Annotated in this window: 16 protein-coding genes and 1 other annotated feature; of the genes, 2 read left to right on the plus strand and 14 right to left on the minus strand. The window is 29.9% G+C overall.

Features of this window, described 5'->3' with window-relative positions; translation table 11 throughout:
- Nucleotides 1-81 precede the first annotated feature (81 nt).
- The 6 genes from RSD37_RS08855 to RSD37_RS08880 form a co-directional block, all read right to left on the minus strand.
- Nucleotides 82-969 (minus strand): tocopherol cyclase family protein, encoded by an 888-nt coding sequence (locus tag RSD37_RS08855; RefSeq protein WP_346946362.1) that lies wholly within the window; start codon nucleotides 967-969, stop codon nucleotides 82-84.
- Complete coding sequence (locus tag RSD37_RS08860) at nucleotides 962-2,407, minus strand: FAD-dependent oxidoreductase (RefSeq protein ID WP_346946363.1); 1,446 nt, start codon at nucleotides 2,405-2,407, stop codon at nucleotides 962-964. The genes RSD37_RS08855 and RSD37_RS08860 overlap by 8 nt, the downstream gene beginning before the upstream one ends.
- Nucleotides 2,408-2,709: 302 nt before the next feature.
- Complete coding sequence (locus RSD37_RS08865; protein ID WP_346946364.1) at nucleotides 2,710-6,228, minus strand: 5'-nucleotidase C-terminal domain-containing protein; 3,519 nt, start codon at nucleotides 6,226-6,228, stop codon at nucleotides 2,710-2,712.
- A gap of 226 nt (nucleotides 6,229-6,454) precedes the next feature.
- Nucleotides 6,455-7,171, minus strand: coding sequence for a phosphatase (locus RSD37_RS08870; RefSeq protein WP_346946365.1), 717 nt, complete (start codon nucleotides 7,169-7,171; stop codon nucleotides 6,455-6,457).
- 65 nt (nucleotides 7,172-7,236) lie between these two features.
- Nucleotides 7,237-8,565, minus strand: coding sequence for a branched-chain amino acid transport system II carrier protein (brnQ, locus tag RSD37_RS08875; RefSeq protein ID WP_346946366.1), 1,329 nt, complete (start codon nucleotides 8,563-8,565; stop codon nucleotides 7,237-7,239).
- Nucleotides 8,566-8,800: 235 nt separating this feature from the next.
- Nucleotides 8,801-9,065, minus strand: a binding site (T-box leader).
- 150 nt (nucleotides 9,066-9,215) lie between these two features.
- Nucleotides 9,216-10,406, minus strand: a complete 1,191-nt coding sequence (locus RSD37_RS08880; protein ID WP_346946367.1) for a pentapeptide repeat-containing protein — start codon at nucleotides 10,404-10,406, stop codon at nucleotides 9,216-9,218.
- 374 nt (nucleotides 10,407-10,780) lie between these two features.
- Here RSD37_RS08880 and RSD37_RS08885 point away from each other — a divergent pair, with 374 nt between their 5' ends.
- Complete coding sequence (locus tag RSD37_RS08885) at nucleotides 10,781-11,320, plus strand: 50S ribosomal protein L25 (RefSeq protein ID WP_346946368.1); 540 nt, start codon at nucleotides 10,781-10,783, stop codon at nucleotides 11,318-11,320.
- A 76-nt stretch (nucleotides 11,321-11,396) separates the two neighbouring features.
- On the opposite strand, the gene RSD37_RS08890 is transcribed toward RSD37_RS08885, so the two are convergent.
- The 3 genes from RSD37_RS08890 to RSD37_RS08900 form a co-directional block, all read right to left on the minus strand.
- Nucleotides 11,397-14,834: a pyruvate carboxylase gene (locus RSD37_RS08890; RefSeq protein WP_346946369.1), complete on the minus strand. Its 3,438-nt coding sequence runs from the start codon at nucleotides 14,832-14,834 to the stop codon at nucleotides 11,397-11,399.
- Between the two features lie 483 nt (nucleotides 14,835-15,317).
- Nucleotides 15,318-15,596 carry a hypothetical protein gene (locus RSD37_RS08895; RefSeq protein ID WP_346946370.1) on the minus strand — a complete coding sequence of 93 codons (279 nt, stop codon included), beginning with the start codon at nucleotides 15,594-15,596 and terminating at the stop codon, nucleotides 15,318-15,320.
- 27 nt (nucleotides 15,597-15,623) lie between these two features.
- Nucleotides 15,624-16,016 carry a hypothetical protein gene (locus RSD37_RS08900; RefSeq protein ID WP_346946371.1) on the minus strand — a complete coding sequence of 131 codons (393 nt, stop codon included), beginning with the start codon at nucleotides 16,014-16,016 and terminating at the stop codon, nucleotides 15,624-15,626.
- Nucleotides 16,017-16,352: 336 nt separating this feature from the next.
- Here RSD37_RS08900 and RSD37_RS08905 point away from each other — a divergent pair, with 336 nt between their 5' ends.
- Nucleotides 16,353-16,724, plus strand: a complete 372-nt coding sequence (locus tag RSD37_RS08905) for a hypothetical protein (RefSeq protein ID WP_346946372.1) — start codon at nucleotides 16,353-16,355, stop codon at nucleotides 16,722-16,724.
- Nucleotides 16,725-16,795: 71 nt separating this feature from the next.
- Here RSD37_RS08905 and RSD37_RS08910 read toward each other — a convergent pair whose 3' ends face one another.
- From RSD37_RS08910 to RSD37_RS08930, 5 genes are all read right to left on the minus strand, one after another.
- The gene (locus RSD37_RS08910) at nucleotides 16,796-17,068 is read right to left on the minus strand and encodes a hypothetical protein (RefSeq protein WP_346946373.1); all 273 of its coding nucleotides are present in this window, start codon (nucleotides 17,066-17,068) and stop codon (nucleotides 16,796-16,798) included.
- A 145-nt stretch (nucleotides 17,069-17,213) separates the two neighbouring features.
- The gene (locus tag RSD37_RS08915; protein ID WP_346946374.1) at nucleotides 17,214-17,966 is read right to left on the minus strand and encodes an exodeoxyribonuclease III; all 753 of its coding nucleotides are present in this window, start codon (nucleotides 17,964-17,966) and stop codon (nucleotides 17,214-17,216) included.
- Between the two features lie 90 nt (nucleotides 17,967-18,056).
- Nucleotides 18,057-19,136 (minus strand): Ig-like domain-containing protein, encoded by a 1,080-nt coding sequence (locus RSD37_RS08920; protein WP_346946375.1) that lies wholly within the window; start codon nucleotides 19,134-19,136, stop codon nucleotides 18,057-18,059.
- Between the two features lie 167 nt (nucleotides 19,137-19,303).
- Nucleotides 19,304-20,740 (minus strand): histidine kinase dimerization/phospho-acceptor domain-containing protein, encoded by a 1,437-nt coding sequence (locus RSD37_RS08925; protein WP_346946376.1) that lies wholly within the window; start codon nucleotides 20,738-20,740, stop codon nucleotides 19,304-19,306.
- A 4-nt stretch (nucleotides 20,741-20,744) separates the two neighbouring features.
- Nucleotides 20,745-21,428, minus strand: coding sequence for a response regulator transcription factor (locus RSD37_RS08930; RefSeq protein WP_346946377.1), 684 nt, complete (start codon nucleotides 21,426-21,428; stop codon nucleotides 20,745-20,747).
- Nucleotides 21,429-21,566 lie beyond the last annotated feature (138 nt).

Consider the following 21,566-nt stretch of genomic DNA (forward strand, 5'->3'; position numbering starts at 1 on the left):
AATAGTAAATATAATTTTAAATATATATGAAAATGATATATCAATAACTTAATATTAATATATCATCTTTCGTCTACTATTCTATTTTCCCACATATTCAAAGCTACAATTATTACTACTCTGATTAAATAACAGTTCATTATTAATATAAAACTTAAATGATGCTGGGCAAGAGGTATTTTCATGTATAGTTCTAGACATCTGTCCTCGACTTGGTGCCAATAACTTTTGTGGATTTTCACTTTTTACTTTAATCTCTAGCTTATACTTATCTCTTTTTAATACTATAGATTTATTATCATAATTAAGAATTCTTACACCATTATATGTAGCAAATCTGTATTCTTTACCCTTATAGCACACAACACATATGCATCCTTTAAAATTCAAACCCATAAAAGGTACATCTGCTATAGATGCCATTATACAACATTTATCATCCTTAAAATCATTACATTGAATCCAAAGATAAGTTTTTGGAAATGAACTTCCCCAATCCTTTTCAATATATCCTTTTCCACCATCTAAGTTAATTTTATCATTATTAATAATTATTTCTCCATTTAATTCATGGTATAAACTTATAATCCCATGATTACATTCCATAAATGGTATAGCAGCAAAAGGACCCATGATATCATATTTTATAGGCATTAATTCTCCATACTTTATATTACCTGATATAGATATATCTTCACTTTCAATATGAAGCTTAACTCCTTTTTCTGAAAATATATTATCTCCTATAACTACCTCCACCCTATCTTTATCTACCAAAAATTCTGAGAATGGATAGTTAATATTATATGAGCTTGTATTTGTGATAACTTGAATAAATGCTACTTTATTTCCTTTATCATCAATATTTATTCCTGGTATAAAAGCTATTGTGTTATCCCCCTTTTGATGTTTAAAATACCAACCCTCAAAAAAGTTCTTTTTCTTATTACCTCCATTAAAATTACTCATTATTATTACTCTTAGTAGCAGGGCTATCTATTATACTTCCATCATAATTAAATCTTGACCCATGACAAGGACAATCCCAAGATAATTCATCAGCATTCCATTGAAGTTGACATCCTAGATGAGGACATTTTGTTGCTACAATATAGCGTTTCCCCTTATCATCCTTATATACGCCAACCTTCTCCCCATTGTAATCTACTATTCCACCATGACCATTTTTAATATGTTCTATTTGTTCATCTGGTATATTAACTATCTCAGCAATGAAATTCTTTGTTGTAGTCGCTCCATCCTTCATTAAATTACCTATTGATGATGACATATCAAATCTACTTGGAGAATATATGGCTGAAAAATCATTCTCATTTCCTGATATCATATCTGATAATATCATTGCAGATACCATGGAATTTGTCATTCCCCATTTATTAAATCCTGTTGCAACATAAATATTAGGTGTGGATGGAGAATATTTTCCAATGTAAGGTATGCCATCTATGGTCATGCAATCCTGTGCCGACCAATGATACTTTTCTTTTGAATCAGGGTAAAGGTCTTTAGCTACTATTCTTAACTTATCATAACTTCCGTCCTCTACCTTTTTACCTGTTCTATGAGATTCTCCCCCTACAAATAATAAATCCTTATAATTTCTAAAGGAGTAACCATCTTTATCAACATCAAGATACATTCCATCCACATTACTAACATTTTCTATGGCTAAAACATAGGATCTTTCTTGATGCATTTTCATAAAATAAAATCCCGGAACATTCATAATTGGAAAGTGTGTTGTTACAACTATTTTTTCTGCTGTAATTTTACCTTCCTCTGTCATAACCACATTTTCTTTTTCTTTAATTTCTGTGGCTCTTGTATGCTCATATATAGTTAAGTCTTTTGAGATCGCCTCCAAGAATTTAATTGGATTAAACTGTGCTTGATTATTAAACTTTAATGCTAGCTTAATATCAAAGGGTAGATTAATTTTCTCTACCAATTCTGCACTAATACCTAATTTTTTTGCAGCCTCAAACTCAAGTTTAAGATCTTCAACCTTATCCAAAGAATATAAATAAGCTGATTTTTCCTCAAAATCACAATCTATTTTCTTCTCATTTATTATTTCTCTATATTTTTTTATGGCAAGCTCATTTGCATCAGCATATTGTTTTGCTTTCTCTTCTCCAAATTCCTTTATTAGTTTATTATAAATTAAATTATGCTGTGATGTTATCTTTGCCGTAGTCCTCTCTATATTTCCGCTAGCAACAGTTTTAGCTTCAATAACAATTACCTTTAACCCTTTTTTCTGAAGCATATATGCTGTTAACACTCCAGCTAACCCTGCTCCAACTACAACTATATCAGCTTTTATATTACTATCTAAAGTTTCTCTCTTTTGAAAATACCGACTTTTACTCCATACGGATTCCATATAATCACCTTGTATAACAAACATGTATTAAAAATTCATTATACTTTTCCTTTCTTAATATTTTTTACTATACTTAACATAACCCGCTGTGGATTAGTTTATTCTCTCATCATTAGTATACCTTTATTGAGATTATATACACAGATTTTTCAAGTCTCACTTGACTAATTTAAATATACTTTAATTTTTCCAAAGAAAACTACCCACAAGTAGAAATCTATTTCTACTTATAGGTAGTTTTTAATTAACATTGTTTTTACTAAAATTATATAAATAAGTGGTATTAAAATATATAATTTGTTTTATGCTGATTTTTTTCTCTTTACCATATATCCGCCTAACGCAATTGACATTATAGCAATCATATCTGCTGTTAGTGGAATACCTGTTTGTGGTAATTTGCCTGGCTTACTTGGCTTATTAGGTTTATTCTCAGTATCAGGATTTTCTGGTACTGTATTGTCTACAGTGGTATCTTCTCCCGCTACTAACACTTCAAAATCTATCTTAGGTACACCATTTACCTTCCAATTTTCAGCCATTGCATCTCTCATAACCACATTTGTATTAACTACATTTTCGGCATTTGAGAAATCATATTTATCTCCCCCTGTTAACATGAAGTCATTTATAGCTACTGAGTAATATTTATCGTCTTCAATCTTACTTCCATCGTTTAATCTTATAGATGAAACCTTACCTGTCTCTTTATCGTACCAAACCTTTATGCCTGCAAATTGTCCCCACGCAAAGCCTTCAGTATTAATACCATGTTCAATTATTCTATATAAATCCGAACCCTTAACATCAAGCTTTACTATAGTATTATCGAATGGCAATATTTCATACATATCCCCAACAGTTACATCACCCTTTTCTAAACTTCTTCTAACACCACCACCATTAGTTACTCCAATTTGAGTTCCTACGATGTTTCTCATAGTTTCGGCTACTGTTACACCAAGTGGGGTCACTGATGTATTTTTTTCATCATGACTTAATCGTTCTTCTAAAGTTGTTACCTTTTCACCTAGTATACCCTTTAAATCATTTTGTATTTTATTTACTGAAGTCTCTACTTCTTTATGGACTGGAAGTGTTGCTTCAATGCCTTTGAATACATGAACATATGGTTCTACATTTACAAGTTTATTATTATCATCAAAAGTAAATGTTAATTTAGCTAAACCTCTGCCATTGTATCCACCTTCTACTACCGGCACTCCATGAACTTTACCTGAAACAAAAGCATGATTATGACCAGCTATTACTGCATCTACGCCATCTACTCTTGCTATATCAGCAGCCTCTCCTGTAATGACTTTAGTTTCACTATCTTGATATGCACCGCTGTGAGCCACAACAACTACCGCATTTACATTTTCTTTATCTCTAACTATTTTAGTATACTTATTAACGGTTTCTACTGGATCTAGGAAATCTACATCCTTTACATTTGCAGCTAAAGTGGAAGATACTGTCTCTGGAGTAGAAATTCCTATTAAAGCTATTTTAGCTCCATTTTTTTCAACTATTTTGTATGGGTCTGCGTAATCTACGCTTTCATTAGTGCCCTTTTTAACTATATTTGCAGCTAAAAATCTAAATCCTCCATCCTTTGACCATGTATTAATCTTATCAATACCCCAATCAAATTCATGGTTACCAATTGCTGATGCCTCGACTCCCATTGCCTTAAGCATTACAGTTACCGGTTCCCCAAGGGTAAGATTAGAAATAGCTGTACCTTGATATAAGTCTCCTGCTGCTACTGGTATCACACCATAAATATCACTTTCTTTTGAATTATATTCATCAACAACTCCAGCAAGCTTTGCAGCACCAATATTTTTACCAGACTCTAATGCATTCCCATGAAAATCATTAAAGCTTAAAATATCTACAGTTTTTGTAATTAATTTTCTGAGATTTTCTAACTTAACAGTTTCTCCTTTTGCTGTTAATTGAGCTACTACATCACTCCAAGTTAATTGTTTTGTAATGATCCCATAGCTAACTACTGGCTCAATAGTACCATCATTAATTAACTTAACAATTTCTGCTCTTAGCTCTTCATTATATTTAACTCCTGTTAACTTCCAATTATTATCTACATTTCTAGTTATCTCCCCAGCCTTAACTTCTACTATATATCTAGCAATCATATCTCTTACATCTGAAAGCTGGTCATTTGTAGATTCATAAACTTTTTTATGCTCTCCTTCATCAAAAATATTTGAAAGATTTGAATTATACCTATAATCATTTACAGTTAAGTAAACAACATCTGTATCCTCAACTTTCTTATCATCATTAAAATATAAGTTTTCTACCCTATAACCTAATTCCTTAGAAATATTAAGGTCATATTTAACTCCACTAAGCATGTCATATTTATAAGATGCAAACTTATCATTAAATGAAACAGTAAAATCCCCTTCTTCAAAGGTATTATATAAATCTGCTGTCCACTCTAAGTATTTCTTTAATTGCTTTCCTGTGGTTTTAATTGTATATAACTTGTTATCAAATTTATATATATTAGCCAAATCAGCTTTTGTAATAACTCCTGATTTCAAGTTAGAAGTTGCTGATAGCATAGCAGCACCAGATACGTGGTGCACTTTGCTTGGGTCTATACCTATAGATTCTAAATGTTTATCGCTATAGTATAATTGAACCTTGTTAATTAAATCCGTTACCCCTTGATCAGTAACAAATGATTCTGGTATCCCATTTACCTCATCATCTTTCGCAAGGTTTTCTCCAACCAACTTACCAATTGCACTTGTAGCATCTGCTACAGCAATATCATGATACGGTTGCAACTTTGCATTTAAATCTACATCTTCTATTGATTCTTTAGTCAATTTAATAACACTAGAAGTTTTACTTATAACCTGGAATCCCTTATCAGTCTTTTCAACTTCTAAAACAGCCTTAGAAATTCCTTGTCCACTATTTGTTGGTTGAGTTATTAAAACTCCATTAACTGTTTCATTTTGTATAGTTGTATGACTATGTCCTGCAACTATCATAGCTAACTCTGGATTTAAATTAGCTATATCAGTAGCACTGTCTCCATTTCCATATTCTGAAGTTAAACCCATGTGAGATGTCACTATAAATAAGTCTGCACCTTCTCCAGATTTTATTTCAGCTATAACTTTTTTAACCTCTTCATCAGGTCTTGTTGGTTCATATCCAACTAACTTATCAGCATCCCATCTAGTTATGTTATTTGTTACGACCCCTATGATAGCAACTTTTATGCCACTAACTTCCTTTATAGTATATGGATCAAATACTCTATTTCCATCTTTATAAAGATTTGCACATAATACCTCAGTACCACCTGCTTTTGACTGTTCTGCGATTTTATTTAAAACATTCATTCCATAGTTAAATTCATGGTTTCCCAAACTAAAACTATCATATCCTATGGTATTCATCCCTAAAATCATTGGATTTATATTTTCGCTTAAGTACTTTTCGTTCAAAAATAAATGATTGTAATTTCCCTGTATAGTATCCCCGTTGTCTACAACTATAGTATTAGGATTTTTAGCTATTTCTTCCTTTACAACAGTTGCAATTTGATTTAGTCCACCTGCTGCTGCTGACATGGTTGCATAATCATAATTTTTAAATTTCCCATGTAAGTCAGTAGTAGACATCACTTGAATAGTAGTTTTTTCTGTTGAAGCTACATTTGCCTGATTATCATCTGCATATACTTTAATTGAGTTCACAGGCATAACCATGGTTACTAGTAATGTTAATGCTGTCATAAATGCGGTTAGTCTTTTTTTACTTATCACATTCTTCCCCCCAAATATAATATTTAACAAGGTTTATATTTACTAAACCTTATTACTATATATTTTATCCCTGCGTTCTCTCCTTTTCAATACTTTTATGTTATTTATTTACATAAAAGTAAATTCTATAAATAAAACACCTTAATGTGAAATCCATATATTACTTCACATTAAGGTGCCCTATTTACACTTTTAAATTTTATACTTAATCTATGTATTTTAGCCGTTACATTTTTCTATTTAATATATAATCTAATGAATGTAAGCTAAAATTTAACACGAGTTCTTCTGGAAACTGAACTTCTTCTAATAACTTCTGACAATATGAAAACTCTCCCACATCATAACAAATATGAGCATCACTTCCCATTATTACCTTTACTCCATGCTCTTTACATAGAAGTAAAAGTTTCTTTTGATTCCCCTCTGCATTTTCCCTAAAGCTTCCTGGCGTTAGAGATGAATTATTTATTTCAAAAACCATATTCTTTTTCTTTGCTTCTAAAACTAATTTTTCATAATCTAAACCATATCTATCGTCATCTGGATGCCCTATAACTTTAACATTTGGGTTATTCATAACTTTTATCAATGCATTTGTATTTTCTTCTACGTTTCCTGGTTCTATACAAGGTGGATGTAAACTAGCAATAATATAATCTAGCTCTAATGCTAAATCTTCCTGTACATCTATTCTACCTTCAAAATCAATTATGTTTGCCTCAATGCCCTTTAAAACTCTTACACCCATAATCTCCTCTTTTATAACTCTCATATTTTTAAAATGGAAGTATGATGCTGTACCTGGCATATTTTCTGCATGGTCTGAAATTCCAAGTATCTTTAATCCCTTATCCCTTGCTTCCTCTATATTTTCTTTTATTGTGCTAAATGCATGCCCACTGGAAATGGTATGAGTATGTAAATCTATTAAAGCCTTCATTAAATCACTCCTTACCTATGTCATCTCTTAAATAAATACTACTTTTATATTATAACTCATAATCTTTAATATAAAACAGGTTTAACCTCACTTTTCTTAACTAACCCACATACAACACCTAATAATATACCCACTAGGGCTGGCACTATCCATCCAAGGCCCTGTGAATAAAGAGGTAATTTACTGCATAAATTCATAATAAATCCTAAATTAGTTCCTACTTGCCCTAGTGCATCAATTACACTTACCACTCCAGTAAACAATATAGTTAATCCATATACTACGGAGCTTCCTTTAAATAAATTATTTAACATAGCCAGAACTATAAGCATTATTGCTACTGGATAAATAGCATTTAATATTGGTACTGATACGGAAAGAATTTTTGTTAACCCCATATTTGCAAGAGTCATACTGGAAATAGCCAAGATTCTAACAAAATTCTCATATGATACCTTATTAGTTAATGTAGCAAAGTACTGACTACATGAAGTTATAAGTCCCACACATGTTGTAAGGCAAGCTAATGTAAATACCATTGCTAAAAGTATTGCTCCTGGCTTACCAAATATATATAACATAACATTTGTTAAAGTTTGTGCTCCATTTTCAGTTACCCCAAATCTGCCACTACTAGTTGCACCTAAGTGACCTAATATTGAATAAATTACTACTAATAAAATCCCTGCAATTACTCCAGCCTTTATTGATGTTGAAACTATTTCCTTCTCATCTGTTACACCTTTAGATTTTATTGCCAATGCAATTACAACTCCAAAATTTAATGCTGCTATAGTATCCATAGTTAAATATCCTTCTAAAAAACCTTTAACAAAGGGAGAATTTAAATATTCACCACTTACCTCTCCATATCCACCTAATGGTTTAAACACTGCAGCTATAAAAATTACTCCAATTAATAATAGTAATGTAGGTGTTAAAACCTTTCCCATACGATCTACTAGCTTAGTTGGTGATAACGAAAGCCAATAAGCTACTGAGAAAAATACTAAAGTAAATAAAAACAATGCTAAAGTTTTTGATATTCCTGATGGTAAATATGGCGCTACAGCCATCTCAAAAGGTAAACTTCCCGCTCTTGGAATTCCAAGTCCAGGTCCTATTGATAAATATATAAGTATTGTAAATACTCCTGCAAAAGCTGGATTAACCCTTCTTGCTAGTTTATTTAGACCCCCTGATTTTGCTACTGCAACAACTCCTAAAACTGGAAAACCTACAGCTGTTATAAAAAAACCTGCCATGGATATCCACATTGCTTCACCTGCTGATTGTCCTAAAAATGGTGGAAATATTAAATTCCCAGCTCCAAAGAATAATGAAAAAAGCATTAAGCTTATAAATACTAAATCTCTTTTTGATAAATTTTTCATTTTTAAATTCCCCCTAATTTGAATTATATTTTCTTCTTTTAATTAATAATGTCACCTTCAATATTCATATAATTACCCCCTTTACATTAAATAAGAAACTAGTAATTCTTATTATAAAAGCTTTCAAATAATGAGCATATGCATCTACTCACTAACCTGAACTTTTTATAGATTTACACTATTTATTCTCCTTAGAAAATTTAAATCTATATAAAAAAAACCGCCCCTTGTAAAAACAAGGGACGGGATTAACCGCGTTACCACCCTAATTCTATAAATAAACCTTCAATAAAAAAAGTTCACTTATAGCTCTTAGATACATATCAAACAATACGCTTTTCTTTTAACGGTGAAAGACTCCGATAAAGTCTACTTTAATTAATTTCGACTTCACTTCTCAGAGATGATTTTCAGTTATAACTTGAACATTGGCTTTCAGCAAAATGCCAACTCTCTGTAGAACAAAAATATTACCTACTTTTTCTCTTCATAGAATTTATTTAATGAATAATTTATATTCAGAATATACTCTTAATTGCTTTATGTCAATGGATTTTTATTGATTTATTACTGTTTGGGCTATGTTAACCATTTCAAGTTTTATCTTCTAGCATTTTATATTAATTATACTTTCACATTACAGTTACAATTTATCTAACTAATTTCCTTGATAAAGTAGCAATACCTACCCCCATCATAATTACGCCTACTACCATCTCCGCATTACAAAGCATATATGATCTTGGAATTGGAGTTGCATTATCTGAACCCAAACCCGTAAATACCTCTACACTTAAGTTTAACGCCGAGTTTAATTGACTCATAAACGCCCTAAAAGTCTCAGGAATACCAATGCCCCATATATAGCTAATTATTTGACCATCTATATCTAACCCAATAACAAGATATAGAATCGCAAAAGTAAAAGCCATAACTAAAGAGCTTATTAAGGGGTATAGTATTCTTTCTCCATATCCACATGTGAGCCAATAAATATAAGATATTACCTTAGGTAATACCTTCTTCAAACTTTTCCTCTGCATGGTTTTACATAGATAATAGTACTCCCCGAAATTGTTCTTTAGGTTATTTTCATTAAACTTATCTGCAATGGTTTCATATACCTTGTATATTCCTTCATACTCCTCTTTAGTCTTTCTCCTCACTTGAATCTTATCTATAAAACTTTTCTCATCTAGTTTAGTTTTTAACTTATCATTAAACTCAAAATCTTCTATATAGGTATTAACTATCTTTATTCCTGACAAATCTGCATCCACTATATCTATCTTTTTCATCTGAGAATTTATTATTATGGCACTGGTAATATCTGTAAGTTTAAAAGTTGTATTCTTAAGATAACATCCTTGGAATATTAAATACGTAATATCTGAACTTAAAAACTTACTATAGATTTTACATCTTTCAAAACTACAAGATAGGTTATCTTTTTTATTTAGAGATGGTACATTTTTAATTTCTTCTAGAAGAAATGAGCAATTTTCAAAGATTACTCCCCCACCACCAAAATCACATTCTATAAAAGTACATCCTACAAAATTACAGTTTTCAAATTTAATATTATAAAATTTACACTTTATAAATTTACTACATATAATATTTTCATTTTTAATTCCAATGAATTCTTCTTCATTCTGTGTGCTTTCGTTATTTATTATTTTTTTCTCAAATGTTTTAAAACTATATTTGTCATCAGGTTCAATTGTTAAATAACTCTTATCATAGACTATTTTTTTACACAACTTTTCATTATTATCTCTTCTATGTTGAAGCTGCTGCTTTGCTGCCGTTATCTCTTCCTTAAAATTTATATATGGCATAGTAAATTACCTCTTTTTTATTTTTATAACTTTAGTATATACAATCTTTTCACATTCATTCAAACAAGTAATTATTGCTGACTAAATCCTGATATTTATACATCTATCCAATTTTAAAGTTACTTACAAAAAATTAAATTTTATTTTGTAAACAATCTACTATTTATTCTTAATTTTGTTTTTTTTATAAATATATGTTATTATAGTATAAGTATACTCAAAGGAGGTTGATGCATATGTGGGCTTTTAATTTAAGCTCTGTATGTAATTAATAATACTTAAATTCAGATTTATGAATTTATAGTTTTTAAATTTTATATACTGTGCTTAATAAATCAACTGTCAAATTTTTAAAAATAAGTGAGGGATTTATTATGAAAAATACAATATTTAATGTATATAAAAGAGATTCAAATGAAAGTTCAAAAAAAATTAGAAAGTCTGGGAATGTTCCTTGTGTCATTTATGGAGAATTCTTAGAAAAACCCATTCCTGCTAAAATGAATAAAAGTGAACTTACCAAAATGTTAAGCAGTAGTAATAGTGGTTCTATCATACTCTTTAATGTAGATGGTAAAGAATTAAATTGTGTCGTTAAAGATATCCAAAAAAATAATCTTCATGAAATATTGCATTTCGACTTACAATATGTAAAGCCAAATGAAGTCATTAGATTGTCAATTCCTGTGAGATACATAGGTCACGAAAACTTAGAATCTAAAAGATTAGTTTTGGAGACCTTTAACCCACGTATTGATTTTCAAGGAAATGTAGAAAAAATCCCTGAATATATTGAGATTAATGTAGGAAAAATGAATTTTAATGATAAAGTTTTTGCTAGGGATATCAACGTACCTGAAGAAGTAACACTTTTAACTCCTGAAGAAACTTTATTAGCTATCGTAAATAGCTAATTATATATAATTACTCTAATAAAAATAACTAAGACTAAAAAATCTTAGTTATTTTTATTTAGAGGTAAATAATCTATTATTTTATCTTAACAAGCAATTCCCCTGTTTTAACTCTCTGTCCTTCTTTTACAAGTATATCTTCAATACTACCTGCAGTAGATGCAATTATGTTTGTTTCCATTTTCATGGCTTCTATCACAAGTAAAGTTTGACCTTCCTTAACAACATCACCTTTTTCAACAAGAACCTTAATTGCAGTACCTGGAATACTTGCTCCAACTTCTAATTTGTTTGAAGGATCTGCCATTTGAGAAACAGCTCCTCCTATATTTCCTAAATTGCTTACTGTTTTATCTTTTATTTTTATCTCTCTTCTATTACCATTAATCTCAAAATCTACAGTTCTGCATCCCTCTACATCTAATTTACCGATTTCAATTAATTGAACAATTAGAGTTTTACCTTCTGCAACTTCAACTTCACAAGTTTCTCCTTCAGCTAGTCCATGGAAGAATACATCACTACCCATACGACTTACATCGCCATACTCTAAAACATATTTTAAGAAGTCTTCAAATACATCTGGATATAATGCATAGCTAAGTAAATCCTGTTTAGATGGATTATATTTATACTTTTCTTTTAGATATTTTTCTATTTTATCAAAGTCTTCTGATGGTAATAATTCTCCTGGTCTATCAGTTATAGGTTCTTCACCCTTTAACACTATCTTTTGAAGGTCTTCTGGGAATCCACCTTCTGGCTGTCCCATCATTCCTTTAAAGTATGAAACTACTGAATCTGGGAATGCCATATTCTTAGCTTTTTCATATATATTCTCAGAGTTTAAATCATTCTGAACCATGAAAATGGCCATATCTCCAACCATCTTTGAAGAAGGAGTAACTTTTATTATATCTCCAACCATTGTGTTAACTTCTTTGTACATGGATTTTACATCATTAAATCTATGTCCAAGTCCAAAACTTTCAACCTGTGGTTTTAAGTTTGAATATTGTCCCCCTGGTATTTCATACTTATAAATCTCAGCACTTCCTGATTTTAGTTCTGATTCGAAACCTGAATAAACAGGTCTTACAGCATCCCAATAATCAGATATTTTCTGGATTCCATTTAAATTTATTCCTGTATCCCTATCAGTATTTTCAAGAGCTGCTACTATTGAGTTTAAAGCTGGCTGACTTGTAAGTCCTGACATGCTATTAAAGGTTGTATCAATAATATCAACACCTGCATCTGCCGCCATAAGCACTGTAGCTACACCATTTCCAGTAGTATCATGAGTATGTAAGTGAATTGGAATGGAAATCTCATTTTTTAATGCAGTTATAAGTTTTTTAGCAGCATAAGGCTTAAGTAATGCTGACATATCCTTTATAGCTAGTATATGTGCACCCATTTTTTCTATTTCTTTAGCCTTATCCACATAATATTTAAGACTATATTTATCTCTATTAGTATCTAAGATATCTCCAGTGTAGCATAGTGCAACTTCCGCTAGTTTTCCACAGTTTAATACCTCATCTAAAGATGTCTCTATCCCCTTTAACCAGTTAAGAGAATCAAAAATTCTAAATAAATCAATTCCACTTGAAGCAGATTCTTTTATAAATTCTCTTATAACATTATCAGGATAATTTTTATATCCTACTCCATTTGCTCCTCTAATAAGCATTTGGAACATAACATTAGGAATTCGCTTTCTTAGTTCTTGAAGTCTCTCCCATGGTGATTCCTTTAGAAATCTATAAGAAGTATCGAAAGTAGCTCCTCCCCACATTTCTAATGAGAATAAATCATTTCCGTAAACCGATGTTGCCTTAGCAATATTAATCATATCTCTACTTCTAACTCTAGTTGCCATTAAAGATTGCTGAGCATCCCTCATAGTTGTATCTGTAAGTAGAAGTTTTTTCTGATTTTTTATCCATCTAACTACTGCCTCTGGACCTTCCTCATCCAAAAGTTGTTTTGTACCAATTAAATTTTCAAAAGTTTCTATCTTAGGAATAACAGGTACATCATATTCTTTTTTATTTCCCTTAGTTTCATTTACTACTTTTTCTCCAATGATTTTTAGAACTTTATATTCTTCATCAGTTCTTGGTGATATATCAAATAACTGAGGATTGTTTGATATAAAATTAGTATCACACGCCCCTTTTTTGAAGGTTTCATTATTTAATACGTTTATTAAGAAATCTATATTAGTTTTAATTCCTGTAATATTTAATTCTTTAATTGAACGTATAGATTTTCTAATTGTATCTTCAAAAGTTCTTGAATAGGCAGTAGTTTTTACAAGTAAGCTATCATAATAAGGACTAATTACTGCTCCACTAAATCCATTTCCTCCATCAAGTCTTATTCCAAAACCTGATCCAGTTCTATACACATCAATTTTCCCTGTATCTGGAGAGAAATTATTTGAAGGATCTTCTGTAGTTACCCTACACTGAATTGCAAATCCTCTTGGCTTTACATCCTCTTGTGAATATATACCTACTGCTCTAGAATCTAAGCTATACCCTTGTGCTATTAGAATTTGACTTTGAACTATATCAATTCCTGTCGTCATTTCACTAACAGTATGTTCTACCTGTATTCTTGGATTCATTTCTATAAAATAATGATTTCCATGGATATCAACTAAAAACTCTAAAGTTCCCGCACTTCTATAATTAACAGACTTTGCTATCTTTAATGCATCCTCACATATAACTTTTCTTTTTTCCTCGCTTAAAGTTAGAGCTGGACTAAATTCTATAACCTTTTGATGTCTTCTTTGAATAGAGCAATCTCTTTCATAAAGATGTACTATGTTTCCCTCTTTATCTCCTAGGACCTGAATCTCAATATGCTTTGGTCCTTCTATGTATTTCTCAATAAATATGTCATCTATACCAAAGGCTTTCTTAGCCTCATTTTTAGCACTTTTAAAGGAATCAAGAATTTCATCTTCACTTCTTACTATTCTCATTCCTCTACCACCACCACCAGCAGCAGCCTTTAACATAACAGGGTAACCACATTGTCTAGCAAAGCTAACAGCTTCCTCATCTGAAGTTATTGGCTTCTCTACACCTGGTATTACAGGAACTCCAACACTTTTAGCCACTATTTTTGATTTAATCTTATCTCCTAGTTTTTCCATCATATCTGGCTTTGGACCTATAAATTCTATTCCCGCTTCTTCACATCTTCTGGCAAACTCAGGATTTTCAGATAAGAATCCATATCCTGGATGTATTGCATCAACATGCTTTTTAAGTGCAAGATTAATTATTTCATCAATATTTAAATAGGCTTCAACAGGCCCTTTATTTTTTCCAATTTGATATGCTTCATCAGCTTTAGTTCTAAAAAGAGAAAGTTTATCTTCTTCAGAATATATAGCCACCGTTCTTATCCCAAGTTCATTACAAGCTCTAAAAATTCTTATTGCGATTTCTCCTCTGTTAGCTACTAATACTCTTTTAAATTTTTGTCCCACTTCAACACATCCCCTTTAATATTTCTTATATATTATTACTTTTCATATATAAATCATTTTTTATAAAATTAATATATATATGAAAAATTTATCACTAATTGCATTGTAACACACATATAACTATTTAGCATAGCACTTATTAAAAAGTCTATCAATTGAAGTGTACAAATGATGTCAAGTGAATATTTTCCTGCAATTGTGTGTTCATTTTTAAAGAAGTACAAATTGGACTTAATACAAATCCCTTGAGAATTTTCATAATGGCAAAGAGTAATTAGAACTAAAAACATGTTAATTAACAGTATAGTTCCTTTCATTCACATACGAATAATTACCAATAAAGTGCATTAACCCATTGATGTAAAATGTTCTTCACATTAATTATATACATATATTAAAAATAAAATTCGCAAACATAAAAAGGTGTGAAATCAAAATTGATTTTCACACCTTTTTATATGGCTGTATAAACTTATTTTAATACTAAATTACTATCTTCACATTTTCTCCATCACTGCTCTGTATATCTACTAACACTAACCCACGATAATTTTTATTTAAATGCTTAATTGCTTTTTTCAGAGCCTTAGCTTGTTGCTTATTCATACCATTAATCTTTTCTTTAGTACCATCTTTTGATACAGTAATAAATTTAGACGTTAAACTTAGTGGCAATATAAACGCTCCTATTGAAATACAAAATCTTGGAATACAAATATGTGTATCTTTTTCTTTCCCCTTTTCCTTTATATCTATTATCATCACACTAATCCCCTTAATCAAATAATTTTAAGCTATTTCTATTAGTATTCTATCTCCAGCTTCTGTATCTACGGCAACTATCTGTCCTATAATTCCTTTATCAATAGCTTCTAAAATCATATCCATTTGAATATTATATTTATCAATATCTCCAATTACTGTTGCACCTGAACTTGCCATTATTTTTACAATTTCCAATGGTATTGTAACTTTCACATTGTCTCCGTCATGAGATTTTATCCTTACATAAAGCATCCTTATACCATTTGTGGATTTAGGTATATTAAAAAAATCACTTTCCTCCACAACCTTTGATTTTTCGTCACCGCTCTTCCCCAATGTTTCTAATAACTTGCTAGCCTGTTCCCCAGTTATTTTACCATCTTCCACCATTTTTAAAATTCTTAACTTATCGTCCATGATTATTCCTCCCATTTTTTTTAATTAATTCCTATTAAAAATAATTTTCTAGTAATTACTTGTTATTTAAGTTGAAATTTAAATACTTTCCAACACTAGTAACTATATTTGTGATCTAAATAAATATTCTTAAATAATTTTTATTTAGATCATTTAAACTTAAATATTTTTATTTTTACCAAACTTGACCTTACCATATATAATATTTTTTTAAACAATGTTATAAAAATATTAAAATTTGTGTAATTAATTGGAAATGCATTGAATATTTTAAAAATTCATGATACAATGATAATTAAAATATATATGATAAAACTGAGAGGGAGTGAATTTTGTATGGTAGTAAAACTGACCGTTAAGAGTATTATGAATTTAGGACTATGGGGAAGACTTTGTGAATATAAAGGGTGGGATAAACTTATAGTTAGAGAAGGTTTAATCTCACTTGATAGCGAAGTAGAATTTGATGATGAATTCTTAAAAAAAGACGTTGTACCAATAGAACAATTAAAAGTATTTTTATTTAACGTAGATACAGAAGATGCTAAATATTGCGGTACACTCCTAGCTAGAGACTTAGAAGATGCCAAGGTTAGAGTTGGAACAATACACAACGTAACTAAAATCACAACAATTTTAGAAATCACTAAAGAACAATTGTTTAACATGAAAAATAAGCATATGGTACTCTCAAGAATACCACTTTAAGTTACAAATGAAAATTTTTAATAATTAAACCCTAATGTATAAAGCTTTTTATACATTAGGGCTATTTTTTATTAAACTTCTTTAAATTCTATGTTGTGTGGATAATGAAATATTACATCTTTATCTATACTAACTATAGAAGTATCAATGCTATTTCCATCAACATTTAAAGTCACAGTGCTGCGATCACCAAATCTTTTTAAAAATGTTTCTATATCTGAGCGCTTAACACTAATTGGTAATCTTTCACCATTATTTCTAACTATTATGCCTATAGACCTTCCTTCATTTCTAAACTTTCTTCCCTTAACCTTTAAGTCTCTTACACTAGCTTCTATTATCATAGTAACTCCCCCTTATTTACTTAAGTATAATTTCTTTACATTATATTTAAATAAAATGCAGATTATTACCTATACTTATAAATTAAATCTTATAATGAAAAACTTTCATAGATATAATAGCTATCCATGAAAGTTTAAATTCTATTTACTTAATTACAAGCTCCACTGGGCAATGGTCTGAACCTAAAATCTCACTATGGATTTTAGCAGATACTAAATTATCCTTTAATTTATTTGAAGCACAGAAATAGTCAATTCTCCATCCCGCATTCTTTTCTCTTGCCTTAAATCTATAAGACCACCAAGAATATGCATGTTCTATATCTGGGTAGAAATATCTAAAGGTATCAATAAATCCAGCCCTTAAAAGTTCTGTGAACTTATTTCTCTCCTCGTCAGTAAAGCCTGCATTTTTTCTATTAGTCTTAGGATTTTTAAGATCAATCTCTCTGTGGGCAACGTTTAAATCTCCGCAAACTATGACAGGTTTAACAGAATCTAAAGCCTTTAAATAAACTCTAAAGTCATCCTCCCAAAGCATTCTATAATCAAGTCTTTCTAGCTCTGATTTAGAATTGGGAGTATACACTGTTACAAAGTGGAAGTCTTCAAACTCTAAAGTTATAACTCTACCCTCTTTGTCATGATCCTCAATTCCCATACCATAGGATACACTTATTGGCTCCACCTTAGTAAAAATAGCAGTTCCTGAATATCCTTTCTTCTCAGCATAATTCCAATACTGATGATATCCTTCTAAATCTAAATCTATTTGTCCAGCTTGAAGCTTACTTTCTTGAATACAAAATATATCTGCATAAACATCCTTAAAGAAATCTAAAAACCCCTTCTGAACGCAAGCTCTAATTCCATTAACATTCCATGAAACTAATTTCATATTTATCCTTCTTTCCTTATTGAATTTTTCTATTGTATGCTTAGTAAAAATACACCTCATATTATTTATATTTTACCACTCAAAATAGTGTTATGGTGTAAATTGTTTATACATCTCAATAACTATATCATTCTTCATATCAATCCAAAATAATATAGCTCTTTCAGCATCAGTATTCTTCCAATTATCAATATAATTTTTAAGTGTATTATAATCTACTTCCTGTAAATCTACTGAATTATTTTTCGGATTAATTTCATAGGCTAACATCTTAAATGTTGCATTTTTATCTATAGTATACGTAGTTTTAGAATTATTTAAATATTTAATATAATAATCATTAATTATATAATAATTTTTATCTTCCGCAGTTATAACATCTTGTCCTTGATTCTCATATTCCTTATTACTATTCGGTAATATAAATCCATCAGGAGTTCTTGAACCCCTACCTAACTTCATTGACTCTGTTACAGCTTCATCACCTCTATAGAATTTAACCTCATCAAAACAAATATACACTATATTATTTTCTGTATATATATCTCTTATAAAGCCTATCTTACTTTCATATACATTCTCCTTAACTTCCAATTCAAGATTAACAGTTCTACCATATTCCCTTGTAATCCCTTGGTATTGTATACTTCCCAAAGTACTTGTAGATGCTTCTTTACTCCAAATTACATAATCCTTTATCTTCTCTCCATTTACACTTACCTCTACTTGCTCTGGTAAAACATATAAGTCACCCTGATATATTTCATCACTTAATGATATAGCCTGAAAATTACTATTTATATTTATAAGTCTACTCTTCATATTTTCTAAATCCACATTATTATCAACAGCCATCTTTATAATAGCATAGGCATCATCATATCTCTTATACTTAATGTATTCCTCCCCTATATCTATATAGATCTGTCTATCACTTTTACCTTTAGCTATAGCCGCTTCGTAGGACTTCCTTGCTTCATCATATTTTTCTTCTTTTAAATATTTATTTCCTTCTTCAATATACTTATCTATCTCATTTTCCTCTACTTGTATTTCTTTTTCTACATTATCAGATATAACAGTTTCCTTATCTTTAAATCCACACCCACCTAAAGTAACTATACCTATACATATCATAGAAATTACAATCAGCATCTTAACATTCTTCATATATTTCACTCCTTATTTCATAGCCTTAATATAATTATATGACTACTTTTTTACCAAATATAGTAAAAACATTTCCAAGTTGTTGCCGCTATAAAATATTAGATGTAACCGCTATTTAGACTAATTATTTTTTCATCATAAATGATCTAAGCTTATAAATATATAACTTAGTTTTCTAATTTAATAGGAAGACTTACTTTTACAATCACCCTTTCTCCATTTATAACTTTAATATTTCCATTATGATCCTTTACAATTTCATTGCATAAGTATAAACCAAGTCCTCTGCTTTCTCCGTCAGTATATCTGTTTGATTTTATAAATGGATCAAATATATAATCATAGACTTGGCTAGGAATAATCCCTGATATGCTTTCAACTTCTAAAATATAATTTTCTTCTAGTATATTACCTCTAACATATATATTTTCATAGGGTTTTGAATACTTTATTCCGTTATCTACAATATTTATAATGAGTTCTCTTATTCTATTACTTTGTCCTAATATCTCCCCATATGACACATCACTAATAATCTCGATGGAATACTTTTCAGCCTTAATCCCCATATCCTCACATATCTCTATTAAAAGATTACCTATATCTATTTCTCTTACTTCCTCCTTTGTATAAGACAGTCCTTTAGAAACTTCAATTAAATCTAAAATCAAGTTATGAAGCCTTTCACTCTCTAAATATATCCTATCTATAGCTCTTTTATTAAAGGCTTCATCTTGAATCATTTCATCCCGTAGCATCTCTGCATAACCTGAAATTGCAGTTAATGGAGTCTTAATTTCATGAGTTACATTATCAAAAAACCCTTTTCTTGCCTTTTCTAAAATCTCCACCTTTTCTTTTTCTGATCTAATGGTACTAATTTGCTCTCTTATCTTATCCTTCATACTTATAAATTCTTTAGATAATACAGCCACTTCATCATTTCCCACTAGTTTAATTGAAAAATCATAGTCTCCATCTCCAACTCGCTTTACCCCATCTGTTAGTTTTATAATAGGCTTTGTAACCTTGCTAATAATAAAAAATGATAAAATAAATATTAAAAGAAAAGTTACAATTTCAATTAAAGTAATAAACATCAACGTAATATTATTTTCGCTATAAATTTCCTTATAATCTTTTATCACATTAAGTGTTCCTAAGTTATATCCGTTAATAAAAATTGGATAAGATAAAACTCCATATAAAGTATTATCAGTATACTTTAAGTTAACTACAGCATCGCCCTCATTAGCTGATTTACTCCCACTATCTAAAACTTCATCGAAATTTTCCCCAATATTTTTCATAATTACATTTCCACTAGTATCTCTCATTTCTATTAAGCATTGAAAATTTGATGAAATATATTTTGTTAAGTTACTACCCTCCTTGATAAGACTATCCTCTTTATACTCTAGGTCACTAGCCAAAAGTCTATATTTTATAGCCTCTCTTGTGCTATACATAACTTGCTTTAAGGCATTGTTTATGGATGTTTCCATCCTAAATATTAAAATATATCTTATAGATAAGTTAAAAATTACTCCAAAAACAACTAGAATTGCAGATAACCAAGCAATGAATTTAAATCTTATTTTCACTTCTTCACCTCATCACATATCCCACACCAAAAACTGTATCTATCAATGATTTCTCCTTATGTATATCTAGTTTGCCTCTAAGTCTTCTAACATGAACATCTACAGTTCTAATATCTCCATCATAATCCAATCCCCAAACATGATTTAAAAGTTCTTCTCGTGAAAATACTCTATTTTTATGTTTTACCAAAAACTCCAATAAATCATATTCTTGAGGTTTAAGCCTTATTTCTCCTTCATCCTTTAAAACAATTCTACTATCCATGTTTATTTTCACGTGATTTGATAATTCTAAAAACTCACTTTGACCCTTTAATTTATATTTTTCTACACATCTTAAAGCTATCTTAACCCTAGTTAAAACCTCTTTTATATGAAAAGGCTTAGTTATATAATCGTCTGCACCAAGCTCTAACCCTAAAATTTTATCTACTATATCATTTCTTGCTGTTAAAATTATAATTGGAATTAGATATTTACTATTAATAGTTTTACAAAGTTCAAATCCACTTTCATCTGGCAAATTCAAATCTAGTAATGCTAAATCAGGCTTAAAAGTTTCTAATAATAATCTTCCTTCTTTAGCTGTAAATCCATTTCTTACACTATAACCCTCTCCCCTTAACGCTGTTGATAAAATATCATTTATAGATATTTCGTCTTCTACTACTAACACCTTTATATTCATAAACTTTACACCTTACCTATTCCCAACATTATACACTCTTATATTTTATGTTTTCATAAATGAACTTATAATTCAATAAACTATTTTGTTTCTTACTTAATTTTCAAAACAATTCACTTGCAAAAAAAATACTATATG

This window comes from Clostridium sp. (genome assembly GCF_036646415.1).
Classification (GTDB): Bacteria; Bacillota; Clostridia; order Clostridiales; family Clostridiaceae; genus Clostridium_J.